We start from the raw sequence: 22,755 nt of genomic DNA on the forward strand, positions 1-22,755 counted from the left end.
CGGATTCGTCAGGTTGACGTGAGCATCGGCGCTCGCTGGTCGGCTTGCGCGACTCCGGCCGACATGCGACGCTCGCCCCTGGTTGGAGGGGGTTCGGATGCTGTCGCAGGTTATGGCCCACACTGCAGATGCCCTCGCGTCGAACGATGCGGAGGTGGCTAGCCAGCGCTTTTTCGCGGCGATGGCGCCGCTCGGCGCGTCCTACATCCAGACGCGCGTCTATCGGCGTCCCGCGGCGGCGCTCACGGCGCAGCGGCACCTTGAGGCAGGCGGCATTGTATTTCGGTCCGCGCCGGCGTCCTGGACCATCGAGAGCGAGGCGTGCCGCTATGTCTGCCTCGATTGCAACCCTTTGCTCCAGCCGATCCGTGAGGGCTGGACGCGATACACGTTCGGCGGGGTCGCACCGCACGCGGATCGCCGGTTCGGGCGCTATTGGGACGCGATGTCGGAAGCACGGATTGCGGAAGCGCATTGCGCGACGTCCTATGGCGAAGGTGGAAAGATCGCGTCGCTGCATCTCGGCTTCGGCGACCGTGCGGCGGCGGCCGAGAACGGCGCGACCGCGCAAATGGCGGGGCTGTTGCTCACGGAGCATTTGATGGCGTTGCGCGATCCTCCGGTCGGCGTCGAGGCAGTGTCGCTGACGTGCCGTGAACGCGATGCGCTGGTACTGGTTGCGGACGGCAAGACCGACTGGGAGATTTCCGTCATCCTGAGCGTGTCGGAAGCGACCGCGCGCTTCCATGTCGACAATGCCCGGCGAAAACTTGGTGCGGTGACGCGCGCGCAGGCCGTCGCACGGCTACTGGCGCGAAACCTGATCTAAGCGTTTAGAGGCACGCCTCTAGGAAAGCCTGATCGAACCCGAACTGGCGCGCCTTTTCGAGGCTGTAGGGACGCAGGCCCATCGCGCGATACTCGCCGACGATCTTGCCGTCGGACGATTCGTCGAGATATTCGAACTTGAACAGCTCCTGCGTCACGATGACGGGGCCTTCCATGCCGATCACCTCGGTGATGTTGGTTACGCGGCGCGAGCCGTCGCGCAGGCGCTTGACCTGGACGATCATGTCGACCGAATCGGCGATCTGGCGCGAAATGGCTTCCTTGGGGATCTTGATGTCGCCCATCAGCACCATGTTCTCCATACGGCCCAGGCATTCGCGTGGGCTGTTGGAGTGGAGCGTACACATCGATCCGTCGTGACCGGTGTTCATCGCGGCCAAGAGGTCGAAACACTCGGAGCCGCGAATTTCGCCGAGGATGATACGGTCCGGGCGCATACGCAGCGCGTTCTTGACGAGGTCGCGGATGGTGATCTCGCCCTGGCCTTCGAGGTTGGCGGGGCGCGTTTCGAGCGGCAGCCAGTGCGGCTGCTGCAAGCGAAGTTCGGCGGCGTCCTCGATCGTCAGCACGCGCTCGCCCGGGTCGATCATCTTCGACAGCGCGTTGAGCATCGTGGTTTTACCGGAGCCGGTACCGCCCGAAATGACGATGTTGAAGCGGCACGCGCCGGCGATCTTGAGCGCGGTCGCCATCTTGACCGACATCGACCCGAACCCGGCCATCATGTCGAGCGTGATCGGCTTGTCGGAGAATTTACGAATCGAGATCGCAGTGCCGCGCAGCGACAGCGGCGGGACGATCACGTTGACGCGGCTGCCGTCCTTGAGGCGGGCGTCGGCGAGCGGCGTGGTCTGGTCGACGCGGCGGCCGACCGAGTTGCAGATGCGCTGCGCGATCTGGAACAGATGCTCCTCATCGCGGAACTGGATCTGCGCGAGCTCGAGCTGGCCTTTCCGTTCGATAAACGTCTGGTCGGGCCCGTTGACCATGATGTCGGAGATGTTCGGGTCGGCGAGCAGCTCCTCGAGCGGCCCGAGACCCAGCAATTCGTCGACCAGCACCTTTTCCAGCGCGAATTGCTCGCGGCGGTTGAGCGTCAGTTTCAGTTCGGCGAGCACTTCGCCGATGATCGGGCGGAATTCCTCGGCCAGCTCGTCCTTGTTGAGCGTGGCGGCGGCTTCCGGGTCGACGCGTTCGAGCAGGCGCGGCAGCACCTGTTCCTTGATCTTGTGGACCGACGCCTCGAAGCCTTCGTTGCGCGAGCTGCCCGAATCGGCGCTGGCGTTCTGGCGATCGGCGAGGCGCTGCATCGCGTCCATCGCGACGCCAGGCATGTTGCCCTGCGGCGCATCCGAATCGGACGGCGCGACCAGCGGATCCTGCCCGCCCGGAAGCGGCGGGAATTGCTCGGCGACATCGGGTTCGGAGCGCGCGGGGCCGCTGCCCTGCATCGGCTTGGCAACGCCGAACGCCGGGCGCCCAGCCGTGCCGCCGCCCGCTCCACTACGGCGCCCAAACGCGCTCATGCCCCGAATTCCTTCATAGTCACAGAGCGTGGTAGGGGCGAAGCTTTGACAAAATGCTAACCAACGCGGGGCGCGGGAATTTGCGGGATTTATTCCCCTCCCTGCAAGGGAGGGGTTAGGGGTGGGTGCGAGCGCAGCGAGCTCCTCCGGCCGACCCACCCGCAGCCCCTCCCTTATCCAGGGAGGGGAGTGAGCGTTACGCTGCCACAGTCTCCAGCTTTTCGCTCGCTTCCAGCCACGTCGCCTCGGCGGCCGCGATCGCGCCTTCGATCTCGGCGCGGCGCTTCATCAGGTCGGTCATGGTCAGTTTGGATAGCGCGGCATCCGCCGATGACGGGTCGAACATCGCGCGGTCGATCTTGCTCTTTTGCTCGTTGAGCTTCGCCAGTTCGGCCTCCGCCGCCTTCGCTGCCTTGCGCAGCCCCTGGCTCGCCTCGCGCGCGTCCGCCGCCGCTTTTCGCGCGTCCTTCTTGTTGAGCTTCGACACTTCCTTCGCGGTGTCCGACGCGTCCTTGGCGAGCACGAACGCGATATAATCGTCGAGGCTGCCGTCGAATTCCTTCGCGGTGCCGTTGTCGACCAGCACCAGCCGGTCGGCGGTCATTTCCAGCATGTGCCGGTCGTGGCTGACGATGACCACCGCGCCGGTATATTGGTTGAGCGCCTGGATCAGCGCCTCGCGCGCGTCGACGTCGAGGTGGTTGGTCGGCTCGTCGAGGATCAGCATGTGCGGCGCGTCGCGCGTGATCAGCGCCAGCGCGAGCCGCGCGCGTTCTCCGCCCGACAATTTGCCGACCTTGGTGATCGCCTTGTCGCCCGAAAAGCCGAACCGGCCGAGCTGGCCGCGGACGGCACCGGGGCTCGCGCCCTTCATCTGGACGGTCATGTGCTGGAGCGGGGTTTCGTCGCTTTCCAGTTCCTCGACCTGATATTGGGTGAAGTAGCCCACGCGCATCTTGCCCGATGCATTCATCGCCCCGTCCATTGGCGTCAGTTGCGCCGCGAGCAGGCGCGCGAGCGTGGTCTTGCCGTTGCCGTTCCTGCCCAGCAGCGCGATGCGGTCGTCGGGGTCGAGGCGCAAGTTTAGGCGGCTGAGGATCGGCGTGTCGCCATAGCCGACGCTCGCCAGATCGAGCGTGATCAGCGGCGGGCGCAGTTCGGCCGAGCTGGGGAAGTCGAAGCTCAGCGACGGGTCGTCGACCAGTTCGGCGATCGGCTGCATCCGCGCGAGCGCCTTGGCGCGGCTCTGCGCCTGCTTGGCGGTCGAGGCGCGGGCGGAGTTGCGCGCGACGTAATCCTGGAGCTTTTCGCGCTCGGCCTGCTGCTTCTGCCGCGCCGAGGCGATCTGCGCCTGGCGCTCGGCGCGCTGGCGCTCGAACGAATCGTAGCCGCCGGGGTAGAGCCAGAGCTTGCCGCGCTCGAGGTGGAGGATGTGGTCGACGACGTTATTGAGGAAATCGCGCTCGTGGCTGACGATCAGGATCGTCGCGGGGTAGGACTTCAGGAAATCCTCGAGCCACAGCACCGCTTCGAGGTCGAGGTGGTTCGAGGGTTCGTCGAGCAGCAGCAGATCCGGCTGCGAGAACAAGAGCGAGGCGAGCGCGACGCGCATCCGCCAGCCGCCCGAAAAGCTGTCGAGCGGCTGATGTTGTGCTTCTTCGCTAAAGCCGAGCCCGACCAGGATCTGCGCAGCGCGCGAGGGCGCGGTGTAGGCGTCGATCGCCATCAGCCGGTCGTGGACATGGCCGAGCCGGTCGGGATCGTGGCTGGTCTCGCCTTCGTGCATCAGCGCGGCGCGCTCGATATCGGCGGCGAGCACGGTTTCGAACGGCGTCGCCTGGCCCGCCGGCGCTTCCTGCGCGATATAGCCGAGCCGCGACCCGCGCGGCATGTCGGCGGTCCCGGTGTCGGGGTCGAGCGAGCCAGCGATTACCTTGACCAATGTGGTCTTGCCCGCGCCGTTACGCCCGATCAACCCGACGCGGCTCTTCGGCGGCAGTTTGGCGGTGGCGCCGTCGAGGATCGTCCGCCCGCCGAGGCGGACCGTGATGTCGGTCAGATTGAGCATGATGGCCGGGTCCTTAGCGGCTTCCCCTATCACCGTCACCCCCGCGAAAGCGGGGGCCCAACTCCTGCGATCTCCAAAAGCGCCGCGGTAGTATCTGTGGCGACCGTGGGAGATGGGTCCCCGCTTTCGCGGGGATGACGAGGTGGGTATGGGCGAAAGCATGACCGACCTCGCCATCCTGTATGAACATCCGGCATGGTTCGCGCCATTGTTCGCCGCGCTCGACCGGCGGGGCGTGGACTACACCGCGTTCGGCCCCGACGGGCAGTGGAACCCTGCCGACGCCGCGATCCCGGCGCCGGTGGTGCTCAACCGCATCGCGATGTCGAGTTTTCTGCGCGCCGACGAGCACCCGATCTTTCACACGATGGCCCTCCTCGACCATTGGCGACGGTCGGGCGCGCGGGTGATCAACGGCGCCGACGTGCTGGCGGTCGATGCGTCGAAGGCGCGGCAACTCGCGCTGATCGCGTCGCTGGGGCTGGCGATCCCCGAAACGCGCGTCGTCCACCGCGCCGCCGACGTCGAAGCCGCCGCGGCGACGCTCTCATTCCCGCTCGTCGTGAAGGCCAATATCGGCGGATCGGGCGCGGGGATCGTCAAGTTCGACAATATGGCCGAGCTGCGCTGGGCGGTGGCGGAGAAGCAATTGCCGGTCAGCGTCGATGGCGTGCTGCTCGTGCAGGATTATGTGCCCGCGCGCGGCGGGACGATCACGCGGATCGAAACGCTCGACCGCAAATACCTCTACGCGATCGAAATCGCCGGGGGCGGGGCGTTCGATCTGTGCCCCGCAGATGCCTGCGTCGCCGATTCGGGGATTAGCATGGTGTCGGTCGAACCTGCGCCGGATTTGATCGCTGCGTGCGAGGCGATCGCCACCGCGATGAACCTCGATGTGGGCGGGATCGAGGTGATGATCGACGACCGCGACGGGGTGCCGCGGTTCTACGACATCAACGCGCTGTCCAATTTCGTTGCCAAGCCGCTCGACGTGCTCGGCTGGGATCCACACGAGAAGCTGATCGATTATCTCGAAACCCTGATTGCGGAGAGCAAAGCCTGATGCGTTACGGTTACTGGATGCCGGTGTTCGGCGGCTGGCTGCGCAACGTGCCCGACGAGGGGATGGACGCGAGCTGGGACTATACCAAGCGGCTGACGCAGCGGTCGGAGGCGCTGGGTTACGATTTGACGCTGATCGCCGAGCTCAACCTTAACGACATCAAGGGCGTCGAGCAGCCCGCGCTCGACGCCTGGTCGACCGCGGCGGCGCTGGCGGCGGTGACCGAGCGGATCGAGCTGATGGTCGCGGTGCGGCCGAACTTCCATCATCCGGCGTTGTTCGCGAAGGCTGCGGCGAACATCGACTGTATCTCGGGCGGGCGCCTCGCGCTCAACGTCGTATCGTCGTGGTGGGCCGACGAGGCGAAACAATACGGGTTGCAGTTCGACCGGCACGACGACCGCTATGCGCGGACCGAGGAATGGCTGACGGTGGTCGACGGCTTGTGGACCGAGGAGCGGTTTACGTTTGACGGGCAGTTTTATCGGACCGACGCCGCGATCTGTTCCCCCAAGCCCGCCAAGCGGCCGACAGTCTATGCCGGCGGCGAGAGCGACAAGGCCAAGGCGATGATCGTCGCGCAATGCGACGCGTACGTGATGCACGGCGACCCGGTCGAGGCGATCGCGCCCAAGATCGCCGACATGGCTGCACGGCGCGAGGCAGTAGGCGGCACCCCGATGCACTACGGCATGGCCGCCTACGCGATCGTCCGCGATTCGGAGGCCGAGGCGAAGCGCGAGCTCGATCGGATCACGACGGTTACGGGCGTGCCTTCGGGCTACGACAATTTCGACCAGTGGCTGTCGGGCACACAGCTCGAGCGCGAACTCAAGATCCAGGAATATTCGGTGTCCAACCGGGGCTTGCGCCCCAATCTGGTCGGCACGCCCGAACAGCTGAAGGAACGGATCGCCGAATATGAGGCGGCGGGGCTCGACCTGCTCTTGCTCCAGATGAGCCCGCAGGCCGAGGAAATGGAACGCTTCGCTGCGCAGGTAATGAACTAGGTCGCTCATCCTCCCCCGCCAGGGGGAGGATTTAAGGGCGCGTCACCGCGCAGACCCTACGGCGCGGCCATGCGCCATCGAGCCGGGTTCCAGCATGTCGGCGATGCGATCGGGCAGCGCGACCGGATCGAACGGCTTGGCGATCACGCCATGCGCGCCCGCCGACCGATAACTGCGCCGATCCGCATCGCCGGCCTTGGCCGACAGCAACAGGATCGGCACCGGCTCGCGCGACCATTGCCGGATCGTCGCGACCAGCGCGCCCGCGCTCATGTCGCTCATCTTCATGTCGAGCAGGATCACATCGAACTGCTCGAACCCGCGGCGCAGCATGTCGGCGGCGTCGAGTCGCGACACCGCGGTGACTGCGAAGCGCCGATGCAGGCCGAGCGCGAGCGCGACGATCGCGCGGGTATCGGGATCGTCATCGACCAACAGTGCGTGGATCGTCATGCTGCCATCGCCCGAGTCGCCGCGCGCACGCTGCACAGCCCGCCGCGCGTCACGATCAGATGATCGATCAGGGTGATGCCCAGCGCGTCGAGCGCGCGTTCCAGCGCGACGGTATAGGCGATGTCCGCGTCGCTGCTCTGGCGCAGCCCGGACGGGTGGTTGTGCGCGACGATCACGTTCATCGCCCCGACCTCCAGCGCGCGCGCGGCGATGGTGCGGACGCAGAACGGCGTGCTGCTCGGCGTCCCGCTCGAATGAAGCTCGTCGAGGATCAGCCGGTCATAGCCGTTGAGGTACAATATGCGGACATGCTCGACCGGCTCGTCCGCCAGGTGCGCCATCAGATAGTCACGCAACGCCCGGCTATTGGGCAGCACCGGCCGCGCGTCGAGATCGGCGCGGGTGACGTGGCGCAGCACCTGTTTGATCCCCTGGAGCAAGGCGACGATGCTGGGATCGCCCGCCGCGCGAAGCTGGCGCGCGGGCTTCGCCGCGATCAGCAGCGGGAGCGATCCGAACTCGGCGATCAACGTGCCGGCGAGTGCCGCCCGGTCGGTCAGCCCGACGGGGGCGAGGATTTGCTCCAGGACGGCTCGGGCCCCAGCCGCTTCACCCGGTTGTGGTGGCGGACGGTGCCAAGCAGCAACAGGAGCAACATCGGATAGGCCCAGACTACCGCGCTGACCCAATATACGACGTGGAGCATCGTCGGATCGGTCAGCTTTATCAGATGCCCAAGTACCTGAAGCATCTGCATGGCCGCTATGCCCATCGGCCAATAACGATTGGCCCGAAAAGCAATCGCCAGCATGAGGACGAGCATCACTACGTCGACCGTCAGGATGCCCCACTGCACGCCGCGCCACGGATTCGGCGTGTAGGCCGCTATGCTCAGCGGTGAGCTCGCCAGAAAGATAACGGCGACAAAGCGCTCGGGTTGTCCGCCACGCCATAAGGCATAGGCGCACGACCCGAGCCACAGGAAGGCGAACAGGAAAAAGATCATCCACGCTGTCGACCATCGCTTCCGGGTTCCGTCAAGGCGATCAGGCGACGCGGCGGAGCGGCGCGGCCTTCGGCTTGATGGCCTCTTCGACCGTATAGCAGGGCCAGCCTGGACCCCATTCCTCTGCTGTCGCGCCGAGCATCTTGGCGGTGCGGCCATATTCCTTGTGTGCCTCGCCGAGCAGGCGGCGGGTGTCGACGTTGGCGGTCAGCGCCTCGGTGAGTCTGGCAAGTGCCGATTGAGCGGCGAAGGCGGGCAGCTTGGCGTCGGCATATTGCTCGATCGTCGTCGCCATCAGCTTCGACAGCGCGACGATCGATCCGTCGACGTCGCGCTCGGCGTCCAGAACGGCGGCGGAAACCGCCAGGATATTGGCATAACAAGGATGGTTGGTCGGATCGACGCGCATAGAGCCTCCACCGCGCCGAGCGATGCGGCACGTTCGGTTGAAAGGATGCAGCGTCGTTACGAAGTCGTTACGAAAGCGATCGGAGGAATGTCGCCAGACCATAGAGTGCGCCAACCCCGGCGCTGACCACGAAAAAGGCAAAGCCGATTATCACGGTGGCAGCCAGGATTAGAACTCCTCGGGTCGTTGTCGATAAGTCACTCGGTCTCGCCCCCTCGATCACGTCCCGGAGTATGTCGGACCAGCTGGCCCGCGCCGAGACGTTACCGAAGCGCCGCTGATCGAGGACGGCGTCGTGCAAATCTGGGGAGAGGTGCCGTCGGTCGCCCTCGATCGCCGTCGACCATGACGGGTGACGAGAGGCGGCCGCCAGCCCCAGATTTTCGTATGCGAAATTCTGGGGGCCGGGGTTTTCGGGGGTAATCCCCGCTTCATGCTCGGCGAACAGCAAGGCCGCATGCTTGCGGTCGCGCGCGCCGAGCTTGACCTTGGCGGTGCCGAGATAGGCGTCGACCGTGCCTGTCGCGATACCGAGATCGCGGGCGATCTCGCCCGATCCCTGCAACGCGCGCACGCCGCGCAGGCAATCGCGCTCGCGCGGCGTCAGGGAAGCGAAGGCGGCGTCGTTCATGCCGTGCATTAAACCATGTTTTTGGGGCGAATCACAGATGAGTCGGTTGCAAGGGCGATTTTTGCGCGCGCGGCGCTCAGGCACCGCCAGTCGTTCGCGCCTGGAGGCTTGAAATAGCGTCGCTATTTTGCGTCCAGCGCGAATTGGTCGGGGCGACAGGATTCGAACCTGCGACCCCCACACCCCCAGTGTGATGCGCTACCAGGCTGCGCTACGCCCCGACCAGGCGGGAACGGGCCGCAGGGGCCGATCCCGAAGCGCGGGCCTCTAGGCGGTTGGGTCAAACGATGCAAGCACATGGCGGCGGCCCGATTGCCCCCGCGCCATGTTGCGTGGGCGGGCGCATGGTGATAGCGCGCGGCGCTTGACGCTGGCGCCCCGTTTTCGGTGGCGCGGGCAACGCCCAAATCAGGACGACCATGCTCATTCCATCCGCTTACGCCCAGGCCGCCGGTGCCACCGGTTCCAGTCCCGACATGTTCGGAGGGCTGGCCTCGACCTTCCTGCCGTTGATCCTCGTTTTCGTCGCCTTCTATTTCCTGATGCTGCGTCCGCAGCAGCAGCGCGTGAAGGCGCTGCAGAACGCGCTCGGCAATCTGAAGAAGAACGACCAGGTCATCACCTCGGGCGGGATTCTGGGCAAGGTCGTCAAGGTCGACGACCAATATGTCGAACTGGAAATCGCGCCGACCGTGAAGATCAAGGTGGTGCGCGGAACGATCAGCGAAGTGCTGAGCCCGACATCGGCCAAGCCGGCGAACGACTGATGCTCGATTTCCCGCGTTGGAAGGTGCTGTCGATCATCGGCTTCCTGGCCGCGCTGTGCGCGCTGGCCATTCCCAGCATGTTGCCCGAAAGCACCGTCGCGAACTGGCCGGTCCATCCGCGCATCAATCTGGGGCTCGACCTGGCCGGCGGCAGCTATCTGTTGCTCGAGGCCAATACCGACGATCTGATCGTTCAGCGGCTCGGCGCGAAGAAGGTGGAAGTCGCGACCGACATGCGCCGCGCCAAGATCGGCATCGGCGACATTTCGACCGACGGCGGCAAGGTCACCTTCATGCTGCGCGACATCACCCGGCTTGAGGATGCGCGCCAGTTGCTGTCGCAACATACTAACGGCGTCGGCAATACCGGCCAGCGCGACTGGGACATCGCGGTCATCAATTCATCGACCTTCACGGTGACCCCGACCAAGGCCGGGATCGACTATGCGATCGAGCAGGCGATGGACGGCGCGACCGAAGTTGTCCGCCGCCGCATCGATTCGCTCGGCACGCGTGAGCCGACGATCATCAAGCAGGGATCGACGCGGATCGTCGTCCAGGTGCCGGGGCTGCAGGATCCCACCGCGCTCAAGGCGCTCCTCGGCAAGACCGCCAAGCTCGAATTCAAGCTGGTCGATACCAATGCCGATGCTGCGCAACTCGCCAAGGGCATCGCGCCGATCGGCGACCAGGTGTTGCCGTATCCCGACGCGGCGAGATTCACCGCGCCGTATATCGGACGGCTCGCCCAGCCGATGACCTCGCCGTTCGATTCGAAGGTGACCTGGCCCGCCCAGACCCCGGTGATCGCGGTGCGCGACGAAGCGATCATCACCGGCAGCGATTTGACCGATGCCCGCGCGGAGACCGATTCGGAAAATCCCGGCGGCTGGGTGGTCGGGTTCCAGTTCAACACGCAGGGCGGGAAGAACTTCGCCAAGGTGACGCAGGTCAACGTCGGCAAGCCGTTCGCGATCATCCTCGACAACAGCGTCATCTCCGCGCCCAACATCGAGACGCCGATTCTGGGCGGTGCAGGCCGGATCACCGGCGGGTTCGACGCCAAGAGCTCGAACGATCTGGCGATTCAGCTCAAGTCGGGCGCGCTTCCCGTGGCGCTCAAGGTGATCGAGGAACGCACCGTCGGCCCCGACCTCGGCAAGGATTCGATCAATGCCGGGATCAAGGCATCGATCATCGCGGTGGTGCTGATCGTGCTCTTCATGCTGGTGACCTATGGCCGGTTCGGCATCTATGCTAACTGGGCGGTGGTCATCAACGTGCTGGTGATCATGGGCGTGCTCGCGCTGATCAACGGCACGCTGACCTTGCCGGGCATCGCCGGGTTCGTGCTGACGATCGGCACCGCGGTCGATGCCAACGTGCTGATCAACGAACGTATCCGTGAAGAGCGACGACGCGGGCGCAGCGTCGTCCAGGCGGTCGAGCTCGGCTATAAGGAGGCCAGCCGAACGATCTTCGAGGCCAACATGACCCACGCCATTACCGGCGTGATCATGTTCCTGCTCGGCTCGGGCCCGATCAAGGGGTTCGCGGTCGTGCTGCTGATCGGCATCTGTACATCGGTGTTCACCGCGGTGACCTTTACACGGATGCTCGTCGTCCTCTGGCTGCGGAAGAATCGTCCGCAGACCATCAATATTTAAGGGGCCGCCAGCATCATGCGCCTGCTCAAGATCGTTCCCGACAATACCAATATCGACTTCGTCCGCCTGCGCTTCTGGGCGTTTGGGCTGACCACGCTGCTGACCCTCGCGGCGGTCGCGCTGATGCCGCTCAAGGGTCTCAACTTCGGCGTCGATTTCGTCGGCGGGATCATGATCGAGGAAAGTTTCGCGACCGCGCCCGACCAGAACAAGGTGCGATCGGTGATCGACAATCTGGGGTTCGGCGATGCGCAGCTCCAGACCGTCGGCGGCCCGACCACACTCTCGATCCGCCTGCCGCGTCCCGAAACCGGCGACTCGGCGGCAACGAACAAGGTGGTCGAAGCGGTCAAGGCCGCGCTGACGGCGAACTTCGCCGGCGCCAAATTTTCGAAGCAGGACGCCGTGTCGGGCAAGGTATCGGGCGAACTCGTCCAGAGGGGGCTGCTCGCCGTCGTGCTCGCGGTGATCGGCATCTGTCTGTTCGCGATCTTCCGCTTCGAATGGCAGTTCGGCGTATCGACCGGGGTCGCGATCATGCACGACGTGCTGATGACGCTGGGCTTCTTCGCGCTGACCCAGTTCGAATTCGACCTCAACATCGTCGCGGCGGTGCTGACCATCATCAGTTACTCAATCAACGACAAGATCGTGATCGACGACCGCATCCGCGAGAATATGCGCCGATACCGCAAGATGGACATGCGCGAGATCATCAACCTGAGCGTCAACGAGACGCTGCCGCGCACGGTGATGACGTCGCTGACCATTTTGCTGGCGCTGTTCGCGCTGCTGATCTTCGGCGGGCACGTGCTGCGCGGTTTCACCGCGGCGATGATCCTGGGCGTTTTCGTCGGGACCTATTCGTCGATCTACGTGTCGTCGTCGCTGCTCATCACGCTGGGTCTCCGCGCCGAGCCGATCGCCAGCGACAAGCCGCTCAAGGCTAGCATGGCCGGCAATGCCGAGCGGGTCGGCCCCAAGGACATTTGATGCGCATGGACCGCGACCGCGCCGACGGGCCGGTCGTGTCCGGGATGTCGGCCGCGGGGTTTCGCGTCGATGACAATATCTATCGCGCGCTCGCGATCACGCCGCTGCGCGCCGATGCGTGGTCGCCACCGCCGATCGAGGCGTTGGACGAAGCGGCGCTGACGCTGGTGCTGGCGCTCGATCCGCCGCCGGAATTCGTCCTGCTCGGTACCGGCGCTGCCCTGGTCCGCCCGCCAGCCGCGCTCGTCCGTGCGCTCGAAGTGCGGCGGATCGGGATCGAGGCGATGGACAGCCGGGCCGCCGCGCGCGCCTGGGGCATGCTGCGCGGCGAGGGGCGATGGATTGCCGGGGCTTTATATCCGATCGAGGCTTGATCCGCCCGCAGCGGTGGATAGTCTGTGACCGAATCCGGTTTGGGGGGAGAGCGTCGATGAAATATCTGCTGACCATGGGTGCGTTGCTGGCCGCCGCGCCGGTTGCCGCGCAAACCGCGCCGCCGGCGCCGATGCCCGCGCCGCCCGCGCCACCCCAGGTCTTCGCACCGATCCCCGCGCCCGATTACAATAGCGACGCGGGCTGGCTGTGCCGTCCCGGCCGCAAGGACGCCTGCGCGGTCGATCAGAACGTCACCGTCATCGCCGCCACCGGCAAGGCGAAGATCGTCAAGTTCAGGGCCGATCCGGTGCCGCTCTACGACTGTTTCTACGTCTATCCGACCGTCTCGCTCGACGCGTCGCCGAACAGCGACCTCAATATCGGTCCCGAGGAAAAGGCGGTTGCGGCATCGCAAGCCGCGCGCTTTGCGGCGAAATGTCGCGTGTTCGCACCGATGTATCGCCAGGTTACGCTGACCGCGTTGCGCGACCTGATGGCGGGCAAGGCCACCACCGCCGACCGCAAGCTCGCCTATCTCGACGTCGAGGCGGCGTGGCGCAATTATCTCGACCGCGACAATGGCGGCCGCGGCGTCGTGCTGATCGGGCATAGCCAGGGCGCCGGCATCCTCAAGCAATTGGTCGCCGGGGTGATCGAGCAGAACGCCGACCAGCGCCGCAAGATGATCGCGGCGTATCTGATCGGGACCAATGTCGCGGTGCCGCCGGGCGGCGATGTCGGGGGCGATTTCCAGCGCGTCAAATTGTGCAAGTCGGTGCAGCAATTCGGCTGCGTGGTGACCTACACCAGCTTCCGCGCCGATTCGCCGCCGCCCGAAAACAGCCGCTTCGCGCGCGTTGCCGACAAGCCCGGCATGGTCGCGGCCTGCACCAACCCCGCTGCGCTCGGCGGCGGCAAGGCGGTGACCGACGCGATCTTCGGCACCAAGGGCGCGGGGCTCGCCAGCGCGCCGATGGGACCGTGGACGACCGACAATGCGCCGGTGACGACGCCGTTCGTGTCGGTTCCCGGGCTGATCTCGGCCGAATGCGTGTCGAACGGCGGGTTCACGTACCTCGCTGTGACGGTCAACGCCGACCCCAAGGACCCGCGCACCGACACGGTCGTCGGCGATGTCGTGGTCAACGGCACGATCCTCAAGGATTGGGGGCTCCATTTGATCGACATGCCGGTCGAGATGGGCAATCTGGTCGGTATCAGCGAATATCAGGCCGCCGCGTGGCGCGGCATCCCGATGAAGGAACCGAAGAAATAAAGCAGCTTCCCCTCCCTGGAAGGGAGGGGATCGAGGGGCGGGTGGAAGTAGCGCAATAGGGCGGCGGCAGAGCGGTCGGCTGACGCCTCGCCAAGCCCGGACCCACCCCCAGCCCCTCCCACTCAGGGAGGGGAGCTAGATCCCACCAACCCGGCCAGATGCTCATACAGCCCGGCGGTGTTCGCTTCCCAGGTGAAGCGTTCGGCCCCGGCGCGGACCGTGGCCGGCGGGCTGTGGTCGGCGAGCACCGCGGCGATGCCCGATGCGAAGCCGGCCGGCGAGCGGCCGACGAGACGGCCATAAGCGCGTTCGGTGACGACTTCGCTCGCCCCGCCGACGTCGGGGATGACCACCGGCGTACCGCACGCCAGCGCTTCGACCCAGGCATTGGCGAGGCCTTCGTTTTCGGACGCCAACGCCATCACGTCGGCCGCCGCGAGCAGCGAAGGCATCTCGCCATGCGGTACCGCGCCGAGCAAGCGAACTTGCTCGCCCAGACCGAGGTCGGCGATCCTGGCTTCGAGCGCGGGCCGGTATGGCCCTTCGCCCGCAATGATCAGCGTCGCGTTGGGCAACGCTGCGATCGCCTCGATGACGATATCATGCCCCTTGCGCTCGATCAGCGCGCCGGTCGAGACGACCAGCGCACCGGGCACCTTCAGCGCCGCCTTGGCCGCGGCGCGGCCGCGCGGCGCGAACTGGCCGAGATCGACCCCGGTGCGGTGCACGCGAATCCGCTCGGCGGGCATGCCCATCGCGACCATGTCGCGCTTCATCGCGTCGGAGACGGCGAGCAGTCCGTCCGCCGCGCGGCCAGCGTCGCGCACCTGTCCGGCTGTCGCGGCAGCCATTCCCCAATGGTGAATATCGCTGCCCCGCGCCTTGATCGATACCGGCACGCCGAAGCGCTTGCCGAGCTCGACCGCGGCCGGGCCGTCGGGGAAGAAGAACGATGTGTCGATCACGTCGAACGGAAAATCGCGACGCAGGTTGGCGAGCATCGGCCCGAGCGCACGGATGAGCGACGCGACGTGAAAACGCCCCGCGGTCCCCGGCACCGCGAGAAAGCGCGGGCGATAAACATCCACGCCCTTCCACTGTTCGCCGAGCGGCAATTTGGCGAGCGCGGCATGTTTTCCCCGCAAGCCGAGCGGAAAGGGCGGCAGCCCGACCGGCGCGACGACGCGGAGCTCGACATCCGGATGCGCGGCGAGGCCCAGCGTCTGGTGCTCGACGAACACCCCGAAATTACGCCGCGTGGCGTCGGGGAACAGCGTCGATAAAGTCAGCACGCGCAGCATCGGGGTTCCTTAGGCGCGGGGTGGTTAATGGCGGCGTAACCGCCACTGCGGATCGCTCAGCCCCACAATCGTCATCCCCGCAAAAAGCGGGGACCCAGCTTGGAAGGGCGCCACTGACGCGACCGGCGCTATAATCGGCGGCGTCAGAAGCTGGGTCCCCGCTTTCGCGGGGATGACGGTAGTTTGATGGGGTGATGTTTAAATTCGCTTGTCCCCAGGATACGCGAACAGCAGGTCGCTGCCTACACTTGCGTGAAGCCGCGCATTGCCTGTCACCGTCACGCACTCGCCCGCCTTCCACGCCACACCGTCGACCACGCCTTCGCCCATGAGCGGGGTCAGCCAGCCCGTAACACCGTCGGGCAGCGTCACGTCGCGATCGCCCCCGGCCCAGCGTTCGAGCACGAATTTCGGCCCTTCGACCAGGATCGTCCGGCCCTCGCCGACCTCGCCGACGATCGGGGCGGGGGTGAACGGGTTGGGATCGGCCACCGCCAATCCGGCGTCGAGGTGCAATTCGCGGTCGCTGCCATAATCGTACAGCCGATAGGTCAGATCGACGTTCTGCTGAACCTCGACCATCGTGATGCCCCCGCCGATCGCGTGGATCGTGCCCGCGGGCGAATAGAGAAAGTCGCCCGCCTTGACCGGTTTCCAGTCGAGCATGTCGACGATCGATCCGTCCTCGGCTCCCTTGCGGAGCGCATCCTTCGTCGTTGGCTCCCTCGTCCCCATCGCGATCGTGGCACCCGGTTCGGCGGCCAGGATCACCCAGCATTCGTCCTTGCCGCGCGGGTAGCCAGCCTGGCGCGCCGCCTCGTCGGTCGGGTGATCCTGCACCGATAGCCGTTCGCCGGGGAACAGATATTTGATCAGCAGTTCGGGCGTGCCCGCGTCGGGGGTCTGGAACCAGATTTCGCCGATCGGCGGCGCGTCGGGTGCGGGGTTGTCGAATCCCGGCCACAGATCGTGCCGCCCCCACGGCTTTTCGACGCGCTTGGTGGCGAGCAAGGTGGCGGTCATCGGTATCGGCCCTCCCGGAATTCGAGTCCCGCCGCCAACGCGCGGACATGGCGATGCGATCCGCTATTCCTTGCCGTCAAAAAGCCATAAGCGAAAATCATTGTTCGCATCCCCGACGCTCGGCTAAGGCACCTTTCAATGCGTATTATCCAGTCCCGCCCGCTTGCGCTCGCGCTGATCGCCACCCTCGCTTTGCCTGTCGCCGGATGCGCCGGCCGCGGCGGCGGCCTGAAGAAGGGCGACGTGCCCTATATCGCGCGCGACGTCGGCACGCTCTATTCGCTTGCCAAGCGCCGGCTCGATCAGGGGCGGTACAAGGAAGCCGCTGTGCTGTTCGACGAAGTCGAGCGCCAGCATCCCTATTCGGTGTGGGCGCGCCGCGCGCAGCTGATGAGCGCGTTCAGCTATTATATGGACAGCAGCTACACCGAATCGATCCAGTCGGCGCAGCGCTTCATCGCGGTCCATCCGGGCAATCGCGACGCGCCCTATGCCTATTACCTCGTCGCGCTCGGTTATTACGAACAGATCGCCGACGTGACGCGCGACCAGAAGATCACGCAGCAGTCGATGGACGCGCTGGGCGAACTGGTCCGCCGTTATCCCAATTCCAAATATGCCGCCGACGCGCGGTTGAAGATGGATCTGGTGCGCGACCATCTGGCCGGCAAGGAAATGGAGATCGGCCGCTTCTACGAAACGCGCGGCCAGTGGCTCGCGGCGACGCTCCGTTTCCGCGCCGTCGTCGATCAGTATCAGACCACGACGCATATTCCCGAAGCCTTGATGCGGCTGACCGAGACCTATCTCGCGCTTGGCGTGCCCGAGGAAGCGCAAAAGTCCGCCGCGGTGCTCGGCGCGAACTATCCCGGCACCGACTGGTACAAGCGCGCGTACAAGCTGATGGAAGATCACCCGTGGAAACCCGCCGCGCCGCTGGCGGCGGGCGAATTGCCGATCCCACTCGGCCTGAAGGACGCGCAGCCGATCGCTCCTGGTACGCCCGGCGTCGCGCCGAAGGACGAAGGGTCCAGCTCGACCGGCACCAGCAACACCGGTGGCGCGGGCAGCAAGCCGAAGTAATAGCGGAATAGCCCTCTCCCGTATTCGCGGGAGAGGGTTGGGTGAGGGTCTTCTATCTTCTTCGACTGATTCAAGAAGAAACCCTCACCGACTACGACTAGGCAGCAAACTGCCAAGTCTCCGTTGCCTCTCCCGCGAGAGCGGGAGAGGACGAAGAACCGGGATGACCTCACCCCAACTTTGTCGCTAAGACCATCGCGATGCTGACCGCGCTCGCCATTCGTGACGTCGTGCTGATCGAGGCGCTCGAGCTCGAGTTCGGCGATGGGCTGGGCGTGCTCACCGGTGAGACCGGGGCGGGCAAGTCGATCCTGCTCGACGCGCTCGGCCTCGCGCTCGGCGACCGTGCCGATAGCGGGCTGGTGCGGCGCGGCGCCGCGCAGGCGGTGGTGACCGCGAGCTTCGACACCCCGCATGCCGACGGAGCGATAGCGGCGTTGCTGAGCGACAACGGCTTCGACGTCGATCCCGGCGAGCCGCTGATCGTGCGCCGTATCGTCAAGGCCGATGGCGGCAGCCGCGGCTTCGTCAACGACCAGCCGGCCTCGGCGGGGCTGCTCCGCGACCTCGCGCAGCATCTGGTCGAAGTGCACGGGCAGCACGACGATCGCGGATTGCTCGCGCCGGCAGGGCACCGCGCGCTGCTCGATGCGTTCGGGCGGTGCCGCGCGGGCGGCGTGGCTGCCGCGCATCGCGCGTGGCGCGAGGCCGACGACGCGCTGGCGGCGGCGCGCGAACAGGTCGAGGCGGCGGCGCGCGACCGCGACTATCTCGACCATGCCGTCGCCGAACTGAAGCAGCTCGCGCCCGAGCCCGGCGAGGAAGAGACGCTCGCCGACCGTCGCCGCGCGATGCAACGCGCCGAGAAGGTTGCCGACGATCTCGCCGCGCTCGATACCTGGCTCGGCGGGTCGGACGGCGGGTTGGCGCAGCTCCGCCAGGCGGCGCGTGCGCTCGAACGCATCGCCGACGCGCATCCCGCGCTGGCCGAGGCGCTGGCGGCGGTCGACCGCGCGATCGACGAGGGGTCGCTGGCCGAGGATAGCCTGGTCGCGGCGCGTCATGCGTTGGCGTTCGATCCGCGTACGCTGGAGGAGGACGAGACTCGGCTGTTCGACTTGCGTGCGATGGCGAGGAAGCATCGCGTCCAGCCCGACGATCTCGCGCAACTCGCTGCCGACATGGCCGCGCGGCTGGCGACGATCGAGGCCGGGGAGGAGGGGCTGGCCGCGCTCACCGCGCAGGTCGCGCAAACCCGCGCGGCGTATGAGGCGGCGGCCGATGCACTATCGGCCGAGCGTCACGCGGCCGCCGCGCGGCTCGATACGGCGGTGGCGGGCGAGCTTGCTCCGCTCAAACTCGATTCGGCGCGCTTCCGCACGGTCGTCGCGCCGCTGAGCGAGGAACAATGGGGCGCAGGCGGCAAGGACCGCGTCGAGTTCGAGATTTCGACCAACCCCGGCGCGCCGTTCGCCGGGCTGACACGGATCGCGTCCGGCGGCGAATTGTCGCGCTTCATCCTCGCGCTCAAGGTCGCACTGGCCGAGGAAGGCGGGGCCGCGACGATGGTCTTCGACGAAATCGACCGCGGCGTCGGGGGCGCCGTTGCAAGCGCGATCGGCGAGCGGCTCGCGCGGCTGGCCGAGCGGACGCAGGTGCTCGTCGTCACCCACAGCCCCCAGGTCGCGGCGCGCGGGCGCGGCCATTTCTACATCGCCAAGTCGAGTGACGGCACCGTCACCCGCACCGGCGTCCACGCGCTCGACGAAGGCGAGCGCCGCGAGGAAATCGCCCGTATGCTGTCGGGTGCGACGATCACGGACGAGGCGCGCGCGCAAGCCGAACGGTTGCTGGAGGCGGCGTGAGCGCGTTCGACATCGTCTTCGCGGTCGTGCTCGGCCTCGGCACGATCTGGGCGATGATCTGGTTTCCCGACATCCCGCGCGGGACCGAGGGGCATCACGAGGCGCTGACCGCACGGTTCGAAAAAAGCGCCGCTGCGCCGCCCGAGGCGATCGACCAGCACCCCACCTATGGCGACGCGGCGGTCGCCTATGTCGATCGCATCATCGATCGCCAGTTGACCAAGGTGCGCGGCATCCTTGCGTTCGACGGCCTGATCCTGACCTTTCTCGGGCTGATCTCGCGCGGCGCGGCGATGCTCGACATCGCCGATCATCACGAAGTGCCGGTGCTGTCGCTGATGGCGCTGCTCGCGGCGTCGAGCGCGATCTGCCTGTTTCAGTTTCGCGCGCGCTGGGGCTATGTCGCCGACCTGCAGACCTTTTCGCGCGAAATCGCGGCGACGCTCGCGCTGGCGCGGCGGCGGTCGTTCTGGATCGAGCGCACGGTGCGGTTGTCGATCCTGGCGCTGGCGGGCATCGTCGTGCTGCTGATCGCAGCACTGGCCGGCAACTAGAACGAGGTCTTGAACGTCACCATCGCGGCGGGCGCGCAGAATCCGCCGACGCAATGCTCCACCGCACGCCCGTCGATCGTGCCGTTGCCCAGTTTGGCGGTCATGGGCGGGAGCGGCTTGCCGCCGGGCGGCGTGCCGAGCGGGCGCAGGCGGTATTGCTCGGGGTCGGTCTTGCCGCAGATGACGATATCTTCGTCGGACGGATCGCATCGTGCCGTCACGCTCAGAGCTTTCGGCAAGACCGGACCGCTTGTCGGCAGCGGATCGGATTCCAGCGGAACCGTTTGCACCAGCAACAGCATCGCTCCCAGCATCCGCTTTCTCCCTGACCGCGCGTCATGGCTATCGCCGAATCGTAGCCGAAATGGGGCGACGCTTGATCGGCGCGCCCCGCACCGATAGCTGACGGTGGATGGCCGCGCCGCTCCCCGCAGACGATTCCACCGCCGCCGCCGAGCTCGAACGGCTCGCGGCCGAAATCGCGCACCACAATCGGTTGTACCACACAGACGACGCGCCGGAGATTTCGGACGCCGAGTACGACGCGCTGATGCGGCGCAATACGGCGATCGAGGCGGCGTTTCCACACCTCGTCCGCGCCGATTCGCCGAGCGTGAAGGTCGGCGCGGCGCCCGCAGGGCATCTCGCCAAGGTGGCGCACGAGCGGCCGATGTTCAGCCTCGACAATGCGTTCGACGATGACGAGGTGCGCGATTTCGTCGGGCGGGTGCGGCGGTTCCTCAATCTGCCCGAGGGCGAGGCGGTAGCGCTGACCGCGGAACCCAAGATCGACGGGCTGAGTTGCTCGCTGCGGTACGAGAAGGGCAAGCTGGTCCAGGCGCTGACCCGTGGCGATGGTCAGATCGGCGAGGACGTTACCGCCAACGTGCGGACCATCGCCCACTTGCCCGTGACCCTTCCCGCCGGTGCGCCCGATATATTCGAGGTACGCGGCGAGGTGTATATGGAGAAAGCCGCGTTCGCCGCGCTCAACGCGCGGTTGCTGGCCGAGGCCGACGATCCCGACAAGGCGCGCCAGTTCGCCAACCCGCGCAACGCTGCCGCAGGCTCGCTGCGTCAGAAGGATGCCGCAGTCACCGCATCACGCCCACTGGCCTTCTTCGCCTGGGGCTGGGGCGAGGCGAGCGAACTCCCCGGCGGCACGCAAAGCGCTGTGATCGCCGCGATCCGCGACTGGGGCTTCCCGGTCACCCCGCAGTTCCAGCCTGCCGGAACTCTCGAGCAGGGGCTCGCGACCTACAAGGCGATCGAGGCCGAGCGCGCCGACTTGCCGTTCGACATCGACGGCGTCGTCTACAAGGTCGACCGCCTCGACTGGCAGGCGCGACTGGGGTTTGTCGGACGCGCGCCGCGCTGGGGGCTGGCGCACAAATTTCCCGCCGAACGCGCGCAGACGACCTTGCTCAACATCGACATCCAGGTCGGGCGCACCGGCAAGCTGACCCCGGTCGCCAAGCTGGAGCCGGTGACTGTCGGCGGCGTCGTGGTCAGGAACGCGACGCTGCACAACGCGGACGAGATCGCGCGGCTCGGGGTGCGCCCCGGCGACCGGGTCGTGCTGCAACGCGCGGGTGACGTCATCCCGCAGATCGTGGAGAATCTGACCCGCGACGAACCGCGCGACGCATGGACCTTCCCCGATCATTGCCCGCAATGCGGCAGCGAGGCCGTCGCCGAAGAGGGCGAAGTCGATGTGCGCTGCACCGGCGGGCTGATCTGCCCGGCGCAGCGGCTCGAGCGGCTCAAGCATTTCGTCTCCCGCGGCGCGCTCGACATCGACGGGCTGGGCGAGAAGACCCTGGTCGAATTCCTCGACCTCGGCTGGATCCGCGAGCCCGCGGACATTTTCCGGCTGGCCGCGCACCGCGACGATTTGATCGGGCGCGAAGGGTGGCAGGCCAAGTCGGTCGATGCGCTGATCGCCGCGATCGAAGCGAAACGCACGCCCGATGCCGCGCGGTTGCTGTTCGGGCTCGGCATCCGCCATGTCGGCGCGATTACGGCACGCGACCTGATGAAGATGTTCGTCGATCTGCCCGCGTTGCGGACGGCGGGCGAAGCCGCGCGGGCGGGCGACGGCGACGCCATCGATCGGTTCGCGCTGATCGACGGCGTCGGCCCGGCGGTGGTCGAGGCGTTGGGCGATTTCTTCCACGAGCCGCACAACCAGCAGGTCTGGGACGATCTGCTCGCCCAAGTCTCCCCGCCGCCGTTCGTCGTCGAAACACGCGAGTCGCGCGTCAGCGGCAAGACCATCGTCTTCACCGGCAGCCTCGAGACGCTGAGCCGCGACGAGGCCAAGGCGCAGGCCGAAGCGCTCGGCGCGCGCGTCGCGGGATCGGTGTCGGCCAAGACCGATCTGGTTGTCGCCGGACCGGGCGCCGGATCGAAGCTGAAAAAGGCGGCCGAGCTGGGGATCGAGGTGATCGACGAACCCGGTTGGGCGGGGATCGTCGCCGCCGCCAGCTAGGGCGGGGTGATGCTTTTTTGCAACGCAGCAATGGCGAATCCGAAGCTGTCCACACCCCCATCTTGCGCTGTCATGCAACCGACATATTGTGGGGTCAAGGACACGCTTGGAACGGTGGAAAACACCGCCTAGCGACTTGCGCCTCGAAGGGGAAACCATGCGAAATCATCTGTTTATCGGTGCGGCGGTTGCTGCGCTCATGATTCCTGCGGCGGCGAGCGCGCAGGAAACGACCTCCACGATTCGCGGCAGCGTGTCCGCCAATGGCGCACCCGTCGCCGACGCGCGGATCCTGATCACCGACGTCAATTCGGGAACCAAGGTCGAAACCGGCACTGACGG

General features: G+C 66.4%; 23 protein-coding genes and 1 tRNA gene. 13 read left to right on the forward strand and 11 right to left on the reverse strand.

Going from position 1 to position 22,755, the window contains the following annotated elements; translation table 11 throughout:
• Positions 1-97 precede the first annotated feature (97 nt).
• Positions 98-829: a helix-turn-helix transcriptional regulator gene (locus tag JWM94_RS13800; RefSeq protein WP_299428129.1), complete on the forward strand. Its 732-nt coding sequence runs from the start codon at positions 98-100 to the stop codon at positions 827-829.
• Positions 830-833: 4 nt separating this feature from the next.
• Here JWM94_RS13800 and JWM94_RS13805 read toward each other — a convergent pair whose 3' ends face one another.
• Together JWM94_RS13805 and JWM94_RS13810 are read right to left on the reverse strand one after the other, a co-directional pair.
• The gene (locus tag JWM94_RS13805) at positions 834-2,375 is read right to left on the reverse strand and encodes an ATPase, T2SS/T4P/T4SS family (protein ID WP_299428132.1); all 1,542 of its coding nucleotides are present in this window, start codon (positions 2,373-2,375) and stop codon (positions 834-836) included.
• A 196-nt stretch (positions 2,376-2,571) separates the two neighbouring features.
• Positions 2,572-4,443, reverse strand: coding sequence for an ABC-F family ATP-binding cassette domain-containing protein (locus JWM94_RS13810; RefSeq protein WP_299428135.1), 1,872 nt, complete (start codon positions 4,441-4,443; stop codon positions 2,572-2,574).
• Positions 4,444-4,603: 160 nt separating this feature from the next.
• Between JWM94_RS13810 and JWM94_RS13815 the strand changes: the two genes are divergently transcribed.
• Together JWM94_RS13815 and JWM94_RS13820 are read left to right on the forward strand one after the other, a co-directional pair.
• Positions 4,604-5,509, forward strand: a complete 906-nt coding sequence (locus tag JWM94_RS13815) for an alpha-L-glutamate ligase (RefSeq protein ID WP_299428138.1) — start codon at positions 4,604-4,606, stop codon at positions 5,507-5,509.
• On the forward strand, positions 5,509-6,519 hold the full coding sequence (locus tag JWM94_RS13820; protein ID WP_299428141.1) for an LLM class flavin-dependent oxidoreductase: 1,011 nt from the start codon (positions 5,509-5,511) through the stop codon (positions 6,517-6,519). Before JWM94_RS13815 ends, JWM94_RS13820 begins: the two co-directional genes overlap by 1 nt.
• 42 nt (positions 6,520-6,561) lie before the next feature.
• Here JWM94_RS13820 and JWM94_RS13825 read toward each other — a convergent pair whose 3' ends face one another.
• The 6 genes from JWM94_RS13825 to JWM94_RS13850 all read right to left on the reverse strand — a co-directional run bounded on the left by JWM94_RS13825 (position 6,562) and on the right by JWM94_RS13850 (position 9,239).
• Complete coding sequence (locus JWM94_RS13825) at positions 6,562-6,972, reverse strand: response regulator (RefSeq protein ID WP_299428144.1); 411 nt, start codon at positions 6,970-6,972, stop codon at positions 6,562-6,564.
• Positions 6,969-7,502 (reverse strand): RadC family protein, encoded by a 534-nt coding sequence (locus JWM94_RS13830; RefSeq protein WP_299428147.1) that lies wholly within the window; start codon positions 7,500-7,502, stop codon positions 6,969-6,971. Before JWM94_RS13830 ends, JWM94_RS13825 begins: the two co-directional genes overlap by 4 nt.
• Positions 7,503-7,528: 26 nt before the next feature.
• Positions 7,529-7,978 carry a hypothetical protein gene (locus JWM94_RS13835; protein ID WP_299428150.1) on the reverse strand — a complete coding sequence of 150 codons (450 nt, stop codon included), beginning with the start codon at positions 7,976-7,978 and terminating at the stop codon, positions 7,529-7,531.
• Positions 7,979-8,018: 40 nt separating this feature from the next.
• On the reverse strand, positions 8,019-8,387 hold the full coding sequence (locus JWM94_RS13840; RefSeq protein ID WP_299428153.1) for a hypothetical protein: 369 nt from the start codon (positions 8,385-8,387) through the stop codon (positions 8,019-8,021).
• Positions 8,388-8,454: 67 nt separating this feature from the next.
• A complete protein-coding gene (locus JWM94_RS13845) occupies positions 8,455-9,102 on the reverse strand; it encodes a response regulator transcription factor (RefSeq protein ID WP_299428156.1) in 648 nt (215 codons plus the stop codon).
• Between the two features lie 60 nt (positions 9,103-9,162).
• Positions 9,163-9,239: transfer RNA gene (locus tag JWM94_RS13850), tRNA-Pro, on the reverse strand.
• Between the two features lie 198 nt (positions 9,240-9,437).
• On the opposite strand from JWM94_RS13850, the gene yajC reads away from it, so the two are divergent.
• The 5 genes from yajC to JWM94_RS13875 are packed head-to-tail and all read left to right on the forward strand — an operon-like array spanning position 9,438 to position 14,096.
• Entirely contained in the window at positions 9,438-9,785 is a 348-nt protein-coding gene (yajC, locus tag JWM94_RS13855) for a preprotein translocase subunit YajC (protein ID WP_299428159.1), read from the forward strand.
• Positions 9,785-11,452, forward strand: a complete 1,668-nt coding sequence (gene secD, locus JWM94_RS13860; RefSeq protein ID WP_299428162.1) for a protein translocase subunit SecD — start codon at positions 9,785-9,787, stop codon at positions 11,450-11,452. Before yajC ends, secD begins: the two co-directional genes overlap by 1 nt.
• Positions 11,453-11,467: 15 nt before the next feature.
• Entirely contained in the window at positions 11,468-12,445 is a 978-nt protein-coding gene (gene secF / locus JWM94_RS13865) for a protein translocase subunit SecF (RefSeq protein ID WP_299428165.1), read from the forward strand.
• Positions 12,445-12,819 carry an Mth938-like domain-containing protein gene (locus JWM94_RS13870; RefSeq protein ID WP_299428168.1) on the forward strand — a complete coding sequence of 125 codons (375 nt, stop codon included), beginning with the start codon at positions 12,445-12,447 and terminating at the stop codon, positions 12,817-12,819. The genes secF and JWM94_RS13870 overlap by 1 nt, the downstream gene beginning before the upstream one ends.
• A 56-nt stretch (positions 12,820-12,875) precedes the next feature.
• Positions 12,876-14,096: a DUF3089 domain-containing protein gene (locus JWM94_RS13875; RefSeq protein ID WP_299428171.1), complete on the forward strand. Its 1,221-nt coding sequence runs from the start codon at positions 12,876-12,878 to the stop codon at positions 14,094-14,096.
• A gap of 122 nt (positions 14,097-14,218) precedes the next feature.
• Here the strand turns inward: JWM94_RS13875 and JWM94_RS13880 are convergent, their stop codons facing one another.
• Together JWM94_RS13880 and JWM94_RS13885 are read right to left on the reverse strand one after the other, a co-directional pair.
• The gene (locus JWM94_RS13880) at positions 14,219-15,397 is read right to left on the reverse strand and encodes a glycosyltransferase (RefSeq protein ID WP_299428174.1); all 1,179 of its coding nucleotides are present in this window, start codon (positions 15,395-15,397) and stop codon (positions 14,219-14,221) included.
• Between the two features lie 198 nt (positions 15,398-15,595).
• Positions 15,596-16,420 (reverse strand): class I mannose-6-phosphate isomerase, encoded by an 825-nt coding sequence (locus tag JWM94_RS13885; RefSeq protein ID WP_299428177.1) that lies wholly within the window; start codon positions 16,418-16,420, stop codon positions 15,596-15,598.
• A 138-nt stretch (positions 16,421-16,558) separates the two neighbouring features.
• Between JWM94_RS13885 and JWM94_RS13890 the strand changes: the two genes are divergently transcribed.
• The 3 genes from JWM94_RS13890 to JWM94_RS13900 all read left to right on the forward strand — a co-directional run bounded on the left by JWM94_RS13890 (position 16,559) and on the right by JWM94_RS13900 (position 19,922).
• Positions 16,559-17,503, forward strand: coding sequence for an outer membrane protein assembly factor BamD (locus JWM94_RS13890; RefSeq protein ID WP_299428180.1), 945 nt, complete (start codon positions 16,559-16,561; stop codon positions 17,501-17,503).
• A gap of 200 nt (positions 17,504-17,703) precedes the next feature.
• Positions 17,704-19,368 (forward strand): DNA repair protein RecN, encoded by a 1,665-nt coding sequence (gene recN / locus JWM94_RS13895; RefSeq protein WP_299428183.1) that lies wholly within the window; start codon positions 17,704-17,706, stop codon positions 19,366-19,368.
• The gene (locus JWM94_RS13900) at positions 19,365-19,922 is read left to right on the forward strand and encodes a hypothetical protein (RefSeq protein WP_299428186.1); all 558 of its coding nucleotides are present in this window, start codon (positions 19,365-19,367) and stop codon (positions 19,920-19,922) included. Before recN ends, JWM94_RS13900 begins: the two co-directional genes overlap by 4 nt.
• Here the strand turns inward: JWM94_RS13900 and JWM94_RS13905 are convergent.
• Entirely contained in the window at positions 19,919-20,236 is a 318-nt protein-coding gene (locus JWM94_RS13905) for a hypothetical protein (protein ID WP_299428189.1), read from the reverse strand. The genes JWM94_RS13900 and JWM94_RS13905 overlap by 4 nt on opposite strands.
• A 98-nt stretch (positions 20,237-20,334) precedes the next feature.
• Between JWM94_RS13905 and ligA the strand changes: the two genes are divergently transcribed.
• The gene (gene ligA, locus JWM94_RS13910; RefSeq protein WP_299428192.1) at positions 20,335-22,413 is read left to right on the forward strand and encodes an NAD-dependent DNA ligase LigA; all 2,079 of its coding nucleotides are present in this window, start codon (positions 20,335-20,337) and stop codon (positions 22,411-22,413) included.
• A gap of 157 nt (positions 22,414-22,570) precedes the next feature.
• The coding region (locus JWM94_RS13915) for a hypothetical protein (RefSeq protein ID WP_299428195.1) at positions 22,571-22,755 on the forward strand (185 nt) is incomplete at its 3' end.

The organism is Sphingomonas bacterium, assembly GCF_028289855.1.
Lineage (GTDB): Bacteria > Pseudomonadota > Alphaproteobacteria > Sphingomonadales > Sphingomonadaceae > Sphingomonas.

What these genes read in the sequence shown, in the direction of transcription:
- JWM94_RS13800 (WP_299428129.1), top strand. Translation starts at nt 98, where the DNA reads ATGCTGTCGCAGGTTATGGCCCACACTGCAGATGCCCTCGCGTCGAAC.
- JWM94_RS13805 (WP_299428132.1), bottom strand. Translation starts at nt 2,375, where the DNA reads ATGAGCGCGTTTGGGCGCCGTAGTGGAGCGGGCGGCGGCACGGCTGGG.
- JWM94_RS13810 (WP_299428135.1), bottom strand. Translation starts at nt 4,443, where the DNA reads ATGCTCAATCTGACCGACATCACGGTCCGCCTCGGCGGGCGGACGATC.
- JWM94_RS13815 (WP_299428138.1), top strand. Translation starts at nt 4,604, where the DNA reads ATGACCGACCTCGCCATCCTGTATGAACATCCGGCATGGTTCGCGCCA.
- JWM94_RS13820 (WP_299428141.1), top strand. Translation starts at nt 5,509, where the DNA reads ATGCGTTACGGTTACTGGATGCCGGTGTTCGGCGGCTGGCTGCGCAAC.
- JWM94_RS13825 (WP_299428144.1), bottom strand. Translation starts at nt 6,972, where the DNA reads ATGACGATCCACGCACTGTTGGTCGATGACGATCCCGATACCCGCGCG.
- JWM94_RS13835 (WP_299428150.1), bottom strand. Translation starts at nt 7,978, where the DNA reads ATGATCTTTTTCCTGTTCGCCTTCCTGTGGCTCGGGTCGTGCGCCTAT.
- JWM94_RS13840 (WP_299428153.1), bottom strand. Translation starts at nt 8,387, where the DNA reads ATGCGCGTCGATCCGACCAACCATCCTTGTTATGCCAATATCCTGGCG.
- yajC (WP_299428159.1), top strand. Translation starts at nt 9,438, where the DNA reads ATGCTCATTCCATCCGCTTACGCCCAGGCCGCCGGTGCCACCGGTTCC.
- secD (WP_299428162.1), top strand. Translation starts at nt 9,785, where the DNA reads ATGCTCGATTTCCCGCGTTGGAAGGTGCTGTCGATCATCGGCTTCCTG.
- secF (WP_299428165.1), top strand. Translation starts at nt 11,468, where the DNA reads ATGCGCCTGCTCAAGATCGTTCCCGACAATACCAATATCGACTTCGTC.
- JWM94_RS13870 (WP_299428168.1), top strand. Translation starts at nt 12,445, where the DNA reads ATGCGCATGGACCGCGACCGCGCCGACGGGCCGGTCGTGTCCGGGATG.
- JWM94_RS13875 (WP_299428171.1), top strand. Translation starts at nt 12,876, where the DNA reads ATGAAATATCTGCTGACCATGGGTGCGTTGCTGGCCGCCGCGCCGGTT.
- JWM94_RS13880 (WP_299428174.1), bottom strand. Translation starts at nt 15,397, where the DNA reads ATGCTGCGCGTGCTGACTTTATCGACGCTGTTCCCCGACGCCACGCGG.
- JWM94_RS13885 (WP_299428177.1), bottom strand. Translation starts at nt 16,420, where the DNA reads ATGACCGCCACCTTGCTCGCCACCAAGCGCGTCGAAAAGCCGTGGGGG.
- JWM94_RS13890 (WP_299428180.1), top strand. Translation starts at nt 16,559, where the DNA reads ATGCGTATTATCCAGTCCCGCCCGCTTGCGCTCGCGCTGATCGCCACC.
- recN (WP_299428183.1), top strand. Translation starts at nt 17,704, where the DNA reads ATGCTGACCGCGCTCGCCATTCGTGACGTCGTGCTGATCGAGGCGCTC.
- JWM94_RS13905 (WP_299428189.1), bottom strand. Translation starts at nt 20,236, where the DNA reads ATGCTGGGAGCGATGCTGTTGCTGGTGCAAACGGTTCCGCTGGAATCC.
- ligA (WP_299428192.1), top strand. Translation starts at nt 20,335, where the DNA reads ATGGCCGCGCCGCTCCCCGCAGACGATTCCACCGCCGCCGCCGAGCTC.